The 15,246-nt window shown below is 49.8% G+C and carries 15 protein-coding genes; 3 read left to right on the top strand and 12 right to left on the bottom strand.

The window, feature by feature from the left end; all coding sequences use genetic code 11:
• Positions 1 to 20 precede the first annotated feature (20 nt).
• The 7 genes from N3Z11_RS02055 to N3Z11_RS02025 form a co-directional block, all read right to left on the bottom strand.
• Positions 21 to 263 carry an AlpA family transcriptional regulator gene (locus N3Z11_RS02055; RefSeq protein WP_260655477.1) on the bottom strand — a complete coding sequence of 81 codons (243 nt, stop codon included), beginning with the start codon at positions 261 to 263 and terminating at the stop codon, positions 21 to 23.
• 129 nt (positions 264 to 392) lie between these two features.
• Positions 393 to 956, bottom strand: a complete 564-nt coding sequence (locus N3Z11_RS02050; RefSeq protein WP_260655476.1) for a hypothetical protein — start codon at positions 954 to 956, stop codon at positions 393 to 395.
• A gap of 74 nt (positions 957 to 1,030) precedes the next feature.
• Complete coding sequence (locus N3Z11_RS02045) at positions 1,031 to 1,891, bottom strand: hypothetical protein (RefSeq protein WP_260655475.1); 861 nt, start codon at positions 1,889 to 1,891, stop codon at positions 1,031 to 1,033.
• An 8-nt stretch (positions 1,892 to 1,899) separates the two neighbouring features.
• Complete coding sequence (locus N3Z11_RS02040) at positions 1,900 to 3,135, bottom strand: site-specific integrase (RefSeq protein ID WP_260655474.1); 1,236 nt, start codon at positions 3,133 to 3,135, stop codon at positions 1,900 to 1,902.
• Positions 3,136 to 3,766: 631 nt separating this feature from the next.
• Positions 3,767 to 6,025, bottom strand: coding sequence for a TonB-dependent receptor (locus tag N3Z11_RS02035; protein WP_260655473.1), 2,259 nt, complete (start codon positions 6,023 to 6,025; stop codon positions 3,767 to 3,769).
• A gap of 102 nt (positions 6,026 to 6,127) precedes the next feature.
• Positions 6,128 to 6,655 carry a response regulator transcription factor gene (locus tag N3Z11_RS02030; RefSeq protein WP_260655472.1) on the bottom strand — a complete coding sequence of 176 codons (528 nt, stop codon included), beginning with the start codon at positions 6,653 to 6,655 and terminating at the stop codon, positions 6,128 to 6,130.
• Positions 6,655 to 7,938, bottom strand: a complete 1,284-nt coding sequence (locus tag N3Z11_RS02025; protein ID WP_260655471.1) for an ATP-binding protein — start codon at positions 7,936 to 7,938, stop codon at positions 6,655 to 6,657. The genes N3Z11_RS02030 and N3Z11_RS02025 overlap by 1 nt, the downstream gene beginning before the upstream one ends.
• 251 nt (positions 7,939 to 8,189) lie before the next feature.
• On the opposite strand from N3Z11_RS02025, the gene N3Z11_RS02020 reads away from it, so the two are divergent.
• Positions 8,190 to 8,561, top strand: coding sequence for an antibiotic biosynthesis monooxygenase family protein (locus N3Z11_RS02020; RefSeq protein ID WP_260655470.1), 372 nt, complete (start codon positions 8,190 to 8,192; stop codon positions 8,559 to 8,561).
• 108 nt (positions 8,562 to 8,669) lie between these two features.
• Positions 8,670 to 9,632, top strand: a complete 963-nt coding sequence (locus N3Z11_RS02015) for an alpha/beta hydrolase (RefSeq protein ID WP_260655469.1) — start codon at positions 8,670 to 8,672, stop codon at positions 9,630 to 9,632.
• A 79-nt stretch (positions 9,633 to 9,711) separates the two neighbouring features.
• Here the strand turns inward: N3Z11_RS02015 and N3Z11_RS02010 are convergent, their stop codons facing one another.
• The gene (locus N3Z11_RS02010; protein ID WP_260655468.1) at positions 9,712 to 10,503 is read right to left on the bottom strand and encodes a thioredoxin family protein; all 792 of its coding nucleotides are present in this window, start codon (positions 10,501 to 10,503) and stop codon (positions 9,712 to 9,714) included.
• A 174-nt stretch (positions 10,504 to 10,677) separates the two neighbouring features.
• Here N3Z11_RS02010 and N3Z11_RS02005 point away from each other — a divergent pair, with 174 nt between their 5' ends.
• Positions 10,678 to 11,394, top strand: coding sequence for a DUF445 domain-containing protein (locus N3Z11_RS02005; RefSeq protein ID WP_260655467.1), 717 nt, complete (start codon positions 10,678 to 10,680; stop codon positions 11,392 to 11,394).
• Between the two features lie 127 nt (positions 11,395 to 11,521).
• Here the strand turns inward: N3Z11_RS02005 and N3Z11_RS02000 are convergent, their stop codons facing one another.
• The 4 genes from N3Z11_RS02000 to N3Z11_RS01985 form a co-directional block, all read right to left on the bottom strand.
• The gene (locus N3Z11_RS02000; protein WP_260655466.1) at positions 11,522 to 12,340 is read right to left on the bottom strand and encodes a hypothetical protein; all 819 of its coding nucleotides are present in this window, start codon (positions 12,338 to 12,340) and stop codon (positions 11,522 to 11,524) included.
• Positions 12,341 to 12,577: 237 nt separating this feature from the next.
• Positions 12,578 to 13,756 carry a GGDEF domain-containing protein gene (locus N3Z11_RS01995; RefSeq protein WP_260655465.1) on the bottom strand — a complete coding sequence of 393 codons (1,179 nt, stop codon included), beginning with the start codon at positions 13,754 to 13,756 and terminating at the stop codon, positions 12,578 to 12,580.
• A gap of 249 nt (positions 13,757 to 14,005) precedes the next feature.
• On the bottom strand, positions 14,006 to 14,233 hold the full coding sequence (locus tag N3Z11_RS01990) for a DUF2798 domain-containing protein (RefSeq protein WP_260655464.1): 228 nt from the start codon (positions 14,231 to 14,233) through the stop codon (positions 14,006 to 14,008).
• 106 nt (positions 14,234 to 14,339) lie between these two features.
• Entirely contained in the window at positions 14,340 to 15,230 is an 891-nt protein-coding gene (locus tag N3Z11_RS01985; RefSeq protein ID WP_260655463.1) for a pirin family protein, read from the bottom strand.
• Positions 15,231 to 15,246 lie beyond the last annotated feature (16 nt).

Below are 15,246 nucleotides of genomic sequence, written 5' to 3'. Positions count from 1 at the left end.
AGATAGTTTTGGATGACGGATTAGCATACCGAAGCACCTCCGCACTGGCTCAGGTGACTGAACTTCTGCAAGTTGCTTAACCACAGATCTAAATCATCTTTCAGGTAACGTACCGACCGGCCAATTTTGATAAATGGCGGCGCAGGCGTGCGGTTCTCGCGATTCCCTTCCATCCGCGACTGACGCAGGAAAGAACGGCTCATGCTGATGTATTCAGCGGTTTCGATTTCTGACAGGACTTTCTTGTTTTCGAATTTTGGCATGGTTGCCTCCGTGTTCGTTGTTGTTCACGGAGGACTTTAAATTGGTCATTTACTCCTAGGAGTCATTTGAGGAGTTGTAAAAAATGAAATTGGCAGTTTACAAATCGCCTTACTTAATACTTTCAATGCTCAATAATCACGAATTGTACCCGTCACAACGAGATAATCTTTACCTATTAAAAATGGTTTATATCTTAATTCTTTCATGGTGGTATTGAGTGGGATATGCATGGCACATTCTTCTAAAGGTGCAGTAATTCCGCAATTTTCTAAATACCATGCCAGCCCAGTCCAATCAAAGATAGAACCATCAGAAAGTGTCAACCATATATGAGCACGCAATTCCTGAGCTAAATTTGGCTTTTTTATTTCTGATTTTATTTCTTCGTAAGAGATCGCGCAGTAATCGAAACCATCCCCATGCATGCTACCTATAGTTAAATAACTATCAATACCAAACATTTCTTTGAATAAATTCTGAGCAGCTATATGAACTTGAACACAGTTCTTATTCAAATCCTTCGATGAAAAATATCCATTACTTTTGAAAAAAGGAACAAACGCACTAACCATAGCATGTAATTTTTCGCTTGAAATTTCTTCACTGCAAAAAAACTGTTTAGGCATTACTAATTTTAACCCTAACTCCTCAGTCATCCTCACTGCACTTTCGAAAAGCCCTGTATACTGCATGCACACGTCCGTAATGATTTATTAATTATTGTATAGCCATTGCCCACCGCGATCATCTTAAAAATAATCGCAAATTAGGCTTTAATAAGCCGGTCTATTAGATTATAGAAGCTCTTCTTTTTCAAGGTTATCGGCTTTCCATGCCGATCACTCCAAATCAACTCGTCTGTGCCAACTTCATCTAAAATTTCTTCAGTGTCATAAAGACGATCTGCTCTGATACTGTCGGCTTTTAACACTGCCCAAAGTTGACTAGGCTTGTGTTCTGGAAAAAGCTGCATCATTCTAACAATCAACTTGTCGAATTCTCTTTTACCGTCATCGATATCTATGTCTGACATTCGCAAAACTTTTTTAAGTTCAACGATACAAGTTTCTGACACTCTGAGTTCTTCAATCGAAATCTCAATATGTGAAGTTTCAAGTTGCTTCGATGCTAAAAGCTGCTTTTCGATCAGATTTATTCGACCTTCACTTTCCTGAACAGCTTGTGGCTGACCAATCATAAATTGAAGTGCGGAAAAAAAGTCAGAACCTGTATTAGCTTCCCTAAGCCCTATCCAGAAAAAACCATTCTGACTTTGGAATTTTTCATTTTGGTCGACAATCCATCCGTTTAGATACTTATTAGGTAAGTCAGCCTTGAACGGATTAGCACGGCTAGTTATTGAAATTTGATGAGAGGGCTCAATTGCAATTTGCTCTACTCTGAATGTTTTACGTAGATACAAACTTTTGAGAGCCCATTTTGGGATAGTCGTGTAACCCGATAACGTGCCAGTGCCAAGACCATACAATTCCTGATTGCAGATGGTGCCAACCTGTTCTGGTACGTAGGCTGAAAAAGTTAATTTTCCTTGTTCGGCCAAATCCCATAATTCATCCTCGCTCAGATGTAATTTTCTGGCAGCCGAACCCAAACGGTAATATTCCATATCAATCCTTAACCAATCAAATTCACAGCAGCCGCTTTATGCTCCGGCGCTAAATGGGCATAACGTAAGGTCATGGCTAAATCGCCGTGTCCTAACAGTTCACGAACGGTATTTAAATCGACACTAGCCATTACCAGTTTGCTGGCAAAGTGGTGGCGCAGGTCGTGAAAGCGAAAGTTGCTGATACCGGCATCTTCCAGCAGTTTGTCCCAGCCTTTACCAATGTCGGTCATGGCTTTGCCGTTTTGGCCTTTAAACACAATGCCAGTATTGCCGGTGTCGGCTTGCCAGCTTTGCAAAGTGCGGAACGCTTCACCGTTCAGCGGTATATGGCGGGTTTTGCCTGATTTGGCATGCTCAAACTGCACTGTCAGTGTTTTTGTATCAAAACTGACGTTTTCCCAGCACAGGCTAAGAATTTCGCCGCGCCGCATGCCGGTATTCATTGCCAGCAGCACTATGGGTTCCAGATGATCAGCAAAGGTTTTGCTGCTTAAACAGGGCAACAATTCATAATTGCGCTCTTCCCGATGTTTATTGCCGTTGCTGCGCTCTTGTTTAATTCTGGCGTCCCGCTCGCGCATGGTGGCGCGCAGTGCCTTTTCTTCGACTTTGGACAGGTAGCGAATTTTGGAATTGTCTTCCGGCAAGCGCTTCACTTTGTTCAGTTCATGCTTTTCAATCACCTCCCACTCCACAGCTCGGCTTAAACAGCTTTGCAGATTAGTGATTTGCCGGTTAATGGTGGCATTGCTATTGCCTTTGGCCTTGCGTTCGATGCGCCATTGCTCAATTAGATGCGGTTTGATATCGGCTAACTGATAATCCATCAGATGGGCAAAGCTGGTGTTAAAAACGTCAATGCGCGCTTTGGCCGTTTTTGGATTTTGGGAATAAAGCCAGGGGGCGAATTTAGATTCGATAAACTTTCGAAGTGTCGAAAGCTCAACTTGCTTCTGCTCTATCCGTTCTTGTTTTTTCACTTCCTGAACGTCAGTACCTTTGGAGACTTCACCAATTTTTTGCTTGGCGAGATCTCGGGCAAGTGCTGGTGTAATTTGCCCTTCACTGCCCAGCTTATAATTCACTTGTTTACCATTAAGCCGGTAATAGAGGTAATAGTGGATTTTCCCTTCAGGCGTAATACGGGCATGAAAACCGGTGATTTCAGTGTCATTTAAACGCTGGTCTTCCGGCCTGAAATTCTTGATGGACGTGTTGCTAATTTTCGCCCTGATTGCCACTCAGTTTTCTCCCATGTAGCACCTATGTAGCAGTTCTATCGTGCAGCCGTGAAAATGAATGAACGATGAAGAACAAACCGCCTAAAAAAACCAGATATGTTTCAGACAGTTATAGCTCAACTTTGTTTATGGTGGTACATGGAAGTTTATGATTTAATTGGCTTTTTTCCGCTCCGGAGGCAGAGGTCTCAGGTTCGAATCCTGATGGGTGCGCCATAAATGTCAAAACCACCTTTTCAGGTGGTTTTTGCATTTATAGTACCCTTTCGGATGAGAACCTGTTGTTCGACCAAACGGCAGGACTGCCGTTTGGGACGTTGCGAAGCAACGCCCGTAGGGCGAGGTACAGGATGTACCGAGTCAATCCTGATGGGTGCGCCAAACAATCAAACCACCCTTGCGGTGGTTTTTTTGTTTGGGGTTCCCACAGATTTGAACCTTCTTCGACCACCAATTTGTCTGGAACAAATTGGAACGGCGCAGCCGGCCCGCAGGGCGAGTATCAGGATGATACGAGTAAACGCCGGGAGCGTTTTGGCACAGCGCAACGCGCTGCCCGAAGGGCGAGTCGCAGGATGCGACGAGTGAATCCTGATGGGTGAGCACGGTATCAGAACAAGTCACCACCAGTTTAAAACTGATAATTCAAACCCGCATAAACAGAGCGGCCCATGCCCGGCATCGGAATGCCAAAGGGGATACCGTTCAGTGACATGGTCATGCCCTGCGCCGTGTAAGCACCGCCCTGCGGCTGCGCGTACAGCTTATCCAGCAGGTTTTCAACGCCAGCATCCAGTCTCAGCTGCGGCCAGCTATGGCTGACCCTCAGTGCAACAAGGCCATAGCCCGCTGTGGCCTGCTCACCACGAATCACGGACAACCGGCTTTTGCGCTTGCTGAGCTGCCACTCCAGGCTGTTGTCCCAACCGCCAATGGCATGGCTTAACGTCAGGCGGCCATGCAATGGCTGTGTTTGATAAAGACCATCCCCTGTTACAGTGTTGCGTGCATCCAGATAACTGCCGATAGCACTCAGTTGCCAGCGCCCGCTCTGATTCTGAGCCAGCTCAGTCTGCAGCGTCAGATCCACCCCTTTAAGCTCAGCCTGCTGATTCTGATAACGCAGAATATTAAACTGCCCTGCTTGCCAGCTGTTGTTGGCGGCAACGGCATCAATATAGTCATCCACTTGGGTGACATAAGGTTTTACCGACACTTGCTGCTTGTGGTCCAGACTCTGCCAGTTCAGGCTTAACGCCAGCAACCGGGCTTGTTCCGGGCGAAGCGTGAGATTGCCAACATAACCATTACCATCCCCCACCAGATTATTCATCGAAGCGGCCATAGCCCAACCCGACCAGACATAGGTTTCGTATAAATTTGCCGAACGATTTTTTTGTGCTGCCGCAAGCTCCAGCTCAAACTCTGGGCTGAGCTGATAACGGCTCAGTACAGTCAGGTCCAGATTGTCATCACTAAGCTTGCGATCGGCCAGGTTAAACTGCGCGGCTTGCATAGCCTGCATGCCCATGGCATTGCTGCTGTCTGAATAACCCCGAACCGGGCTGGCATTGCGTGCAACCTGCTCATAACGCACGCCATATTGCAGCAGCCAGTCGCTGTGAATCACCACCTCATGTTCGGCAAAAAGCGCAATCCGGCGGCGCTCGCCCTGGTTAATATTTAAAAAAGTACCAGGGCCCATAGCACCACCAGACGCAGTCCAGTAATCGTCCAGTTTTAATTGCTGAAAGTCGCTGCCAAGGCGCAGCAGTGAATGCTCAGTCAGTGCAATATCGCTGCTGACATGAACACCGCTGTTCACCGATTCAGAGTGCATCGGCATACCGGCGGCGCAGGTACCGGCCGGGTCGCCATGAAAGCGTACAGGCCCACAGGCTTTACCCATCAGCGCCAGACTGCCATACCAGAACTGCCGGTCCGGCCCAAAGTCCATGCTGTGCTCCACTTTTTCCCGATACAGCCGGCTTTGCAGCTGGCCAAAACTGGTGTCACGCTGCCAACTCAGATTCACACTGTGTTGCTGATTTTTCAGCAAATCCATACGTTGATTGGCAAACCCCTGATAAGGCATCTGCTGATAACCCAGTTGTAATTCCACCAGATCAACACCCTGCTGCCGCGCCAGCCGTAGCTGATGATTCTGGGTTTCAAAACCGCTGGAACCCACTTCATCCAGAGCAATCAGATGTCCGGGCCGGCCACTGGCTTGTTGTGTTTTAAAATCAGCCGCTGCATGGTAATTATTGCCTTTGCTCCAGTTGCCGCTGTATTGCAAAAAATGCTGCTGCGAACTGTGGCTGAGCAGCAGATTGCCACCGCGCGCCTGATTATTACTGCGATAAAAAGCGCCCACAGCGCCGCTCAACTGTGGCTGGGTGGAAAACTCAGGGGGCAAAGACTCTGCAACAATAGTACCGCCAATACTGTCACCGCCGGCACTAACCGGTGACACACCGGCATACACCTGAATCTGGCCAATAGCAGCAGGCGCCAGATAAGACAGTGGCGGATTCATATGATTTGGACAGGCAGCCACCTGATCCATACCGTCAAGCTGTATCCGGATGCGATCATCGGCCAGGCCGCGAATGCTGGGTAACCCCGACACAGCACCAGCCTGTTTTACTGAAACCCCGGCAAAACGGCTTAATAAGCTGGCAGTATCGCTGCTCGCTGCGATCTGGTTTTTCAGCTCTGTTGCTGTCACAGACCATGGCCTGGCCGCTGTCGCCTTGCTTTCAACTTCTATATGTTCAATATCGGTGGCCGCAAAGAGGGGCAGGCTGACCAGATAAAACGCTAAAGTAGAAAAAGTGCAGGCTGAAACAGCAACAGCATCGGAACGCAGAGAAAATTGGAACGGCATAGACGCACCTTAACACCAGGGAAATCATTCAAAATGCCGTCATAGTAGTGAGTTCAGGCCGGCAGATGAATGCGACAAATTGTCGCATCACCATGGCCAGCCTCAGTTGGGTCTGTGTTTGAGTAATTTACGCTGCAAGGTGCGCCTGTGCATACCCAGGCTGTCGGCAGTGCGGGATATATTGCCCTGGTGCTCGGCCAGCACCCGCTGAATATGCTCCCACTGCAGTTGTTCCGGTGACAAAAAGTCCGGCTCAGTGGCAGCTGTGGTTGCAGCCGCAGCTTCCTGGCCAAACAAACTTTGTTTCAGTAACTGAAAATCCACCGGTTTGGTCAGATAGTCGTCGGCGCCAAGCTTCACCGCCTGCACTGCGGTTTGAATACTGGCATAACCGGTCAGCACCACAATACGGCATTGCGGCAGCTGTTGGCGCAGCACAGCAATAAACTCCAGCCCCGATTGCCGGGCAAAACGTAAATCCAGCAAATACAAGTCGGCCTGCTGTGCGGCCAGCTGCAAAGCACTGACAGGTTCAGAAAAACCGGTCAATTGCCAGCCGGGTTGAGTTAACCGGCGCTGTAAAGTGCTGAGCAGCGCCACATCATCATCCACAATCACCAGTTTTTTCATCAGTATTGGTCTTTAAAGCTGATCAAGGTTTCCAGCCCGCCCTGCGGCAGATTGCGTCTTTGCACCCTGCCGCCAAGCCGCTCAATGGAAATGTTGGCCAAAAATTGTCCCCAGCCGAGGCCCTGCTCGCTATGCTGCGGTACATGCCCAAGTTCTGCCAGCCGCTGCTCAGATAAGCCTTCACCACAATCGACAATACGCAGACTCAATTGCTGCTGATTAAGCTGAAGTTCCAACTGCAGTTTGGGCTGCTGATTCCTGATGCTGGCCAGAGCGGCATTGTCCAGAATTTGAAAAACGGCCGAAGCAACAGCTGTCGCTTCCGGGATGCGGCAATGGCTCTGATCACTGTGCTCTGTCAACCTGATGTCCAGCTCGGGCCTGGTGACACTCCAGGATTGCAGACTCTGTAATAACACCGGATACAGCTCTGCAACCTGCAGATCACGCCAGTCGCCGGCATGCTGTCGCAGCTGGGCAATAATCTGCTGGCAACGTGTTAATTGCTGCTGGATCTCAGGCAATACCGGATGTTGTTGCAGCTCTGGGGCAATTTCGTCAGTGAGCAACAGCAGATTCTGAATAGGAGAAGCCAGATCATGGGCGGCATTGGCGGCGTAGGTGGCAATGGCCAGTGCTTGTTCCTGACGTAACTGATGTTGTTGTAACACATTTAACTGCTGCGACTGTTGCCGGATCAACCGGGTTTGCCGGCTGATAAACCAACAGAGCAGCAGCGCGGCAATAATAAAAGCGCCCCACATTTGCCACATATGCTGTGAAAAAGGCTGCATCAGATGCTGATGCAAACCATGATCCCCCAGGCCGGTGTCAAACTGCAGCAGCACAGTTAAATCCCCCTGCCACAACAAAATCCCATAACTGCTGATAGCGGCCAGCGCAAAAAGGTAACTGACCCAGGCGCTTAGCAATACCGCTGTCACGGCAACAGGTAATAACAGCAGCGCAATAAAACCATTGCTGACGCCACCTGACAGCCATAACAAACTGAAAATCGCCAGAAAATCCAGCGCACAACCAAGCGCCAGTACCGCCTGAGTATGACGCCAATGCTTTGGTAATAAAGGGAGCGCCAGATTGGTCGCTAACAGCAACAGCAGCACCTGCGTCAGCCAGTACCAGGAGGTTACAGGATAATGCAACAACCAGGCTGCAGCTGATAAAAGCGCAAGCGTTAACATCACAAGAACCCGGAAACTCACCAGCTGCCAGAAGGCTCCGGTCGTTGCAATCAATAGTTTTGGCGCAAAAAAATTCGACATATTGTTACTCAACGTTATTTATAGCGGCTTGCGGCAACATCAAAACACCATTGCCTGAGTGCAAATCGGCGCTTTATCAGATGCGAAACAACGGCGCAGATAGCAGGCACAACATATGTAATCACAGCGACTGATAGTCTATAGAGCAACAGAAGGTATTTAAAAGGATAAATACAACGTCAACCCGCTTGACCTTGCCATAACGGCAAGGTTTAACCTGTATCTGGATGGAACAGCCGGAGGGTATTAGCATGAAAATTTTGTTATGGCAGGCCGCTATTTTACCGGGTAAAGAGGCTGAACTTGAGGCTTACGCCAACACCCTACTGTTGCAATTTTTTCAACAGCAGCCGGGTTGTCTTGGCGTGAGCTTTTTTCAACATGGCCAGCAATTCCAGTTGCTCAGCTACTGGCATCACAACAAGGATGCACAACAGATGCTGGCTTCGGAGGCGCATCAAAAGCTGACAACTTTGTTGTTGCAGCGTTATCTGTTGGCCGCAATGCCTGCCGAATTTGCTCAGATCCAAGGCGGCTTTTTAAGTCAAAAAGCACAGCAACAACTGGCGTTTTGTCATGCGACTGAAACGCTGCAACCTTTGGCCGCCCTTTGTTATGGCTAAAGGGGGCAAGGCTGCAATCAAACGGCAATAACGCTGCAATCGTATGCCGGCCCTGGCGCAAATTTTTTCACTTATACTGCATTTTTCCACCCAAACGGAGCTGACCAGATGTTATTACGCCTTGGCTTATGGCTTGTGATTGCAGTTTTTAGCTGTGTTGCAGCGGCTACGCCCAAAGTCAGTGCCGGCAGCATAAAGCGGCTGGAGCAATTTCCATCAGCACTGGTGCCGCCACGTACTGTCGATATCTGGTTGCCACAAGGATTTGGCCGCAACAACAAGCAGAAATATGCTGTGCTTTATATGCACGACGGTCAGATGTTGTTTGATGCCAGCAGCAGCTGGAACAAGCAGGAATGGCGGGTGGATGAAGTAGCACAACAACTGATAAACAACGGCAAAGTACAGCCTTTTATTGTGGTGGCTGTGCATAATGCCGGGCTGAACCGCCATGCCGAATATTTCCCGCAGGCGCCCTTTCAGGCTCTGCCGGCCAACACTCAGCAGGCGCTGTATCAGCTGGACCGTCAGCCAGGCCAAAAACTGTTTCAGCGTCAGGTCTATTCAGATCAGTATCTGAAATTTCTGGTGACTGAATTAAAACCTTATATCGACCACCATTATCCGGTGTACCGCGACAGCGCCCACACTTTTGTGATGGGCTCGAGCATGGGCGGGTTAATTTCGGCTTATGCCTTAGCTGAATATCCACAGGTGTTTGGTGGCGCGGCCTGTTTATCTACTCATTGGCCTGGTGTGTTTCACAGCGACAACAACCCTATCCCTGCGGCTTTCCTGGCCTACCTGAAAAACAAGCTGCCGCAACCTGGCAAACATAAAATTTATTTTGATTATGGCGACCAGACGCTGGATGCCATGTATCCGCCACTGCAACAGAAGGTTGACCAACTGATGCAACAACTGGGTTACCGGGCGCCGCTGTGGCAAAGCCAGTTTTTTCCTGGGGCTGAACATTCAGAGCAAGCCTGGGCTGAGCGCCTCGCGATACCACTGCAATTTTTGCTGGGCCAAACAGCCAAAACAGCGGACGCTCAGGCCGATCTCCCTTAGCTCAGACTGTTCACCTTAGCCTGGAGCGCCAAAGAGTTCCGGCGCCCGCACGCTCCCATTCACGCCAATGCCTGTGGTTTCAGAAGTTTGCCACAGGCGCTGGCAATGTCAGTATCTCACCGGGCGCAAGCTTGATGGCCTGCTGCTGCAGCAGTGCAACTTGCGGCAAAATATTGCTACGAAAGGCTTTTAGCTGGTCCCAGCGTTGCTTAAATTCATCGCTGGCCGGTTTGCCCGACTCTTTATAAGCTTTTAATAAAGGCCCGACTTGCAGATAAGCCTGCGCCAGCGCTTTTGCCTGCTGCTGTTCAAAATCATGGATTTGTTGTTGCACAGCCGCCGGAATAGCCGCCAGTTGCATCTGCTCTTTGGCATATTGCCGCTGCACCTGGTCTGTTAAAAAATACTGCTGATACTCAGCAAGCTGTAGCTTAGCGGCGTTGGTCCAGTGCATCACAGTGGATTTATTCAGCAGCTGGCGACTGACAGGGTCAATCATCAACACTGTGGGTGTACCGTAATACAACGGTTGCTGATAACTTGTCATAGTGGCAGCGCCAAATTCGAGATAAGCCACATCAACAAAAGCCAGCAGGTAACGCTGTTGCAGCGCAGCTTTTAGCGCAGGTTGGTTAAATTGTTCCAGCAAAGCCACGCTGTCATGGCACCAGGTTGCCCCCAGCACCAGCAATAACTGTTTTTGCTCAGCAACGGCTTGTTGTTCCAGCCTGCTAAGCTCTGGCAACACCTGCTGTTCAGGTAAAAACGCAAAAGCAGCTGCTGCAGCTTGCAGTTGCAGGCTGAACAAGGCACTGCATAACCATAAAATTCTGCCTAAGGCTCTTAAGGGAAAAAACGCCGTTACAGCCACATCACACTCCCGGTTTTGTGCAAAGGATAGCTACTGAGTGTGCCAAATTTACCCCCTATCGCCCAGCGATTTATTCAAGCTGCTAACCAGCACTGTGATCAAACGCACCTGCACTCTTGTGCTTGCCGACTGAGCTTTCTAAAATTGCCGCCGTTGTTTTTCCCGGGGGATACCATGAATAAAAGTATGATCACCAACCTGCTGGCACTGCTCACTATGGCCGGCGGTTATCTGCTGCAGTTGCCCTGGCTCTGGGCTATGGGTTTATTTGCGTTTTCCGGCGCCATTACCAACTGGCTGGCCGTGCATATGTTGTTTGAAAAAGTGCCGCTATTGTATGGCTCAGGTGTGATACCAGCACGCTTTACCGAATTAAAACTGGCGCTGCATCAGCTGTTGATGCAACAGTTTTTTAGTCAGGATAACTTCAGCCGTCTTGCCGCCAGCACCGCAGACACAGAACCCATGCAGCTGAATCTGCAACCTGTGATTGAAAGCATCGACTTAAATCCGGCTTTTACCGCTTTGCTCGACACAGTGCAAAAGTCGTCGTTAGGCGGCATGCTGGCGATGTTCGGCGGTGCTCAGATGTTATTGCCGCTGCAACAGCCTTTTGTTGATAATCTGCGTGCATCCCTGATTGAACTTGCCTCAAGTGAAGCAGTACAACAACAGCTGCAACAACAATTAAGTTCGGCAGAAAATATCAATCAGCTGCAACCGAAAATTGCCGCCCTGGTGCAGGCCAGACTGGATGAACTGACGCCGCAACTGGTAAAGGAACTGATGCAACAACTGATAGCCCGGCATCTGGGCTGGCTGGTGGTATGGGGCGGTGTATTTGGCGCTGCCATTGGTTTAGTCAGCAGCTTAGTGCCGGTTGTGGTTTAAACGGCAGCAACACAGTGCATAGATGATGGCCGGGCAGCAAGCTGAGTGCCCGGCCTTTTTATTTTTGTCCGCTGGTCACAGGCAGCAAACTAAGCCATAGCTCGTTCAAGCTCAGTTTTAGGCTTGGTTAACGGCGCCACAACCACCAGCTCATCCATAAAAACATCACTAAAGCGCCCAGTCCCAGACCACTGAACTGCTGCAATTGGGCAGAATTATTTATTTGTAGTGGTGTCATCACAGGTTCGCGATAAGTGCCTGACTGTGGTTTTAACTCAGCCACAGCTCCGTCTTGTCTGTGCTGCGACTGTGGTGACAACGTCTGATTTAGGTTCAGACTGCGCTCAGCCAGATAGGACGGCCTATCAGCGGCGTTCTGTGGCTGAAATCCGCTGCGACCGGCTTGCTGCGACCCGGTGTTTTGCAAACTCTGTGCTGCTGTACCGGCAAGCTCAGTGCCCGATTGTGTTTGCTGCCATTGCTCCAAAAAGGCCTGACGCTGACGCAATTTATCTTCAGCACAAAATACAAAATCTTCTGCACTTTGCTGATGTACCCTGCACTGCACCGGCATCTGATAAAAATTATCCCAGGCTTTGGCCATAGCCCCGGCAAAAACTGCATTATTGGCCTGCATCAGCGGGAATTCGTCACGAATTGGGCTTGGTTGCTGCCGCTGCGTTTTATGTGGCGCCAGATAAGCTGCCGCCGCCTGCTCATCCGGGATCGGATGCACACAATGACGGGCCTGTAACTGAAATAACTTCAGCTCGCGGCCATTGAGAAAGTTATATTCGCTGACATCATAACCACTGCGCATTTTGGCCTGAATGGCCACCCGCTCCGCTTCAAGCGCTGCACATTCATTCACACTAAACTGGCGCTCAGAGCCCGGCACACCCGCTGAACCCAACAACCCTAAAACCAACAGCCCACAATACCGCATGACAATCCCTGTTCCGACAACCACAACTGCTACCCAATAGCAAAATGCAGCATTATCCTGATGTTTATTCTAAGTTTTTATCTGAATCTTTATATGAGTGCGCCATTGTGGCAAAACACAAACCGCAGCAATATAAAAACTTTTACCCGCTACAGCAAGGGTTAGCGGCATTGCCTGCACGAGCAGGATCGCTGCTAAAAGTGCAATCGCTGCTGTTTTTATGCAAAAGGCTGAGTATCAGCGCAGCCATTCCAGCATATTGTGAGCGTTATAAAAACTGACCCTGTCGCGACCATGGTCTTTGGCGTGATACAAAGCCCGGTCTGCTCTGTCTAAAACAGTTTGCCAATCTTCATTCAGTTGCCGCTCGGCATAACCCACACTGACTGTCACCGGAATTTGCAGCTGCCCGCACATAAGCGGCTGTTTCAGCACTTTGCGCCTGAGTCTGGACGCGACTGCACTGAGTTCCGCACTTTGGACGTCGGTTAGCAGAATGACAAATTCTTCGCCGCCAACCCGGAACAGATAGTCGTAACCGCGCAGTACATCCTGCGCCAGGCGGGTGACATGGATTAATGCTTCATCACCCACCGCATGACCGTAGCTGTCGTTAATTTTCTTAAAATGGTCAATATCAAAAGTTAAGATTGCACAGGGCTGACCTGTTCTGTCACTACGGGCAAATTCATGACTGGCAATACGTTGCAGCGCACGGCGGTTCAACCAGCCGGTCAGTGGATCTGTATCGGACGCGCGGCGCAGTTCCAGCTCCTGACGGCGGATCACAATCAGCGCACAGGCCATAGTTGTTAACATAATAAAAGCAGACATGGCGAGATAACCCGAGGTTTGCAGCAACTCATCGCCGGCCAGCGTCAGCGGCATATCCGGATCCAGCGCCACCAATACAATCTTCACCAGTAACTGCAGGCTAAATAGCAGCTCAATGCCCATCAATAACAGATACACAGAGCGCATCTGCGGATCAGGCGCCCGCCATAACGTATATAAAGTGGCAAGACACAACAGCAGCACCAGCGGCAACATCAACATCAGCCGCAGCGCCACCGACTGTTGCACTGCAGGAATAAGATTCAGCGCAAGCACCAGTATGGCCAGAGCACCAACCAGCGGCCAGCCGGGCCAGAGCCCAAGATGGCGGCGCACCCCGACCAGAATGGCAGCATGGGCGCTGAGGTATAACGCATTCACCAGTGCGCCAGACACCAGATTGGTCAGCTGGGGCAGAAAATATGCCACACTCAGGCAATTTCGCAGGAAAAACAGCAGGCCGGCAACACTCCAGTCGAGCAGACACAACTCACGCGAACTGGCGCGATATAACAAAAACAGGCTGATCATCATAATGGCGCTGACCAGCGCAGAGCCGACTTGTAAGGTAAAAGAATCCACCACACACTCCCTGTATTAACGAACCCATTCATCCTGAATTATGCTGGCAGCCATCAGTGCAGCAGCTGCTGTGTTGATCACAGATTGCAGGCAGCCAACACTGATAAGCAAAAATAGCGGCTCACTGTAACAGACTTTCCTAAAGTAGGAAACGGTCTGTTTATTGGGCAAAATTGCACTTTAATTTTTCTGCCGTCCTTAGTAACACAGCGCCACAACTGCACCGGCAGGGCAGGTTATTCCGCAGTTTTATTGTGGTTTCACCACCAGGGCCACCAGCCGCCTGACCAACGGCGCCACCAGCATCACTGCCGGAAAAGCCACCACAAAAGCAAACAACCAGGCACGCAGCCAAATCTGGATGATGTTATCGACCAGCCCGACATTAAACAGACTAATCACCAGCGACATCAGGCAAGACATCAATAAAGCCATAAAAAAGGCAAAAACGATAGGTTGATATTTATGGGCTATCACAACAATACACCTGCCAAAAAAGTGGGCGAAAAGGCACCGGCTAAAAATGCCGCTGCAACTTTACCGCAAAAAACAGCATTTTACCTTGTTTGGCGCACACTTGCCGCTAAGACACCGGATAAGGAATAAATTCCGTTTCATCGCCGGGCACTTTGGCAAAACGGCCCTGTTGCCAGTCTTGTTTAGCTTGTTCAATCCGTGCTTTGCTGCTGGAGACAAAGTTCCAGTTAACAAAACGCTGGCCTATGGCATCTCCGCCAATCAACGCAATACGCGCTTCTTTTTGGGCTGTCACTGTCAGCTGTTGTGTTGTATCGGGCACCACCAGCACCTGCTGCTGCAACGGCTGACCGTTCAGCTGTAACTGACCCGACAGCAGATATAAACCAAGCTCAGCGGCCTGAGGCAATACCAGCTGCTGACCAGGTTTTAAAAATGCCTCCAGATACAAAGTGTTGGAAAACACCGGCACAGGGGAACTGACACCATAAGCCGTGCCCATCAGCACCCGGACCGCGACCCCGTTGATATCCAACGCCGGAATATGGAGCGACGGAATATGATAAAAAGCCGGGTCTGTTTCTTCATCGGCCAGCGGCAAGGCCAGCCACAACTGCAACCCATGCAGACTGTGGGCGGTGGCTGTGACTTCTGGCCGCTCGCGCTCTGAATGCACTATGCCCTTTCCGGCCACCATCAGGTTAATGTCACCAGGTTGGATCAGCTGCAAGCTGCCAAGTGAATCGCGATGCAAAATTTCGCCCTGAAATAAATAAGTGACAGTGGCAAGGCCTATATGCGGGTGGGGCCGAACATTAATACCAGAACCAGGCGCAAATCCGGCCGGCCCCATTTCGTCAAAAAATATCCAGGGGCCGATAGTTTTTCGTTCTTTCACCGGCAATAACCGCCGCACTGAAAAATCACCCAAATCGGCAATTCGGGGCTCAATCATCATCTTTATGACAGATGTATGGCCTGGATCAAGATGTTGCATCACTTCTCCTGTAGCT

The organism is Rheinheimera sp. 4Y26 (assembly GCF_025245835.1).
Taxonomy (GTDB): Bacteria; Pseudomonadota; Gammaproteobacteria; order Enterobacterales; family Alteromonadaceae; genus Pararheinheimera.
The sequence above is the reverse complement of the archived record's forward strand: the minus strand, read 5'-3'. Positions and strand labels throughout refer to the sequence as shown.